1 pseudogene is annotated in these 791 nt (G+C 60.8%); it reads right to left on the minus strand.

Annotated features, from left to right (window positions below):
- Positions 1-94: 94 nt before the first annotated feature.
- Positions 95-560 (minus strand): annotated as a pseudogene (locus HV796_RS42900) (transposase); the annotation flags it as partial.
- Positions 561-791 lie beyond the last annotated feature (231 nt).

A 791-nucleotide genomic window follows, 5' to 3' on the forward strand; every position in this document is an offset into this window, starting at 1 on the left:
TATCTGCTCTTCTTCTGGTGCCAAAGTGATTCCCGCTACAAAAAATGGTGGGAATCACTTTGGCGTGTCACGCCTGTTCATTCAAGGCTGGCCGCCACGAGTTGCTTACCCTGCTTGCCGGGTACGCGAGCGCCACGCGCACCATGAAGGCGGCCAGGTCATTCTGGGTGCGCCGCTCGCGGCAGTCTGCGGACGCCTCTGCGGTATGCTCATCCCGTGCAGCAATCAGTGCCTGAGTGCCATGGCGGATATACTCAAACCCCCGAAGGTGCAGCCGCCCCGGCGCGGGCGCACGTCCCGGGTGCCTGCGCTCGATGGCCTGAATGCCGGTCTTTTCGTCGATGCTCAGTACCACAGCGTTTCCGGGGGGGGCTTCCGGTACAGTCTGCAAATCACACTGACCCTTCTCGCGAAACGCCGGGTTGGGACTGTGTAGCCACTGCTGGACCCGGTGCGGGCGCATGTCGCCAGCCTGCAGGATACGCTGCACGTGGCTGCAGCTGATCTGTTCGACGATGCCGCGCTTCCACGGCGCGCAACACAATCCCGTCGAGCGTCGGCCTGACGCGGTCCCCCGCAGCCGCATGATCGCAATCGTCTAGCGCCTGTGTGACCACTACTAATACCTAGCGAAGTTGCTGAAATCGATAAAGAGATCGTGCGTCAGCTTGCGGACGAATGTAAGCGACATTTGTCGGCCGTCTTGACGATCAGAATTTGATCTCGAAGAGGCGTTCGTTGACGCCCTGAAGGTCAAAGGCAGCGGGATCGAAGCTACCGCCGCACCAGTC

The organism is Paraburkholderia humisilvae (genome assembly GCF_902859855.1).
Classification (GTDB): domain Bacteria; phylum Pseudomonadota; class Gammaproteobacteria; order Burkholderiales; family Burkholderiaceae; genus Paraburkholderia; species Paraburkholderia humisilvae.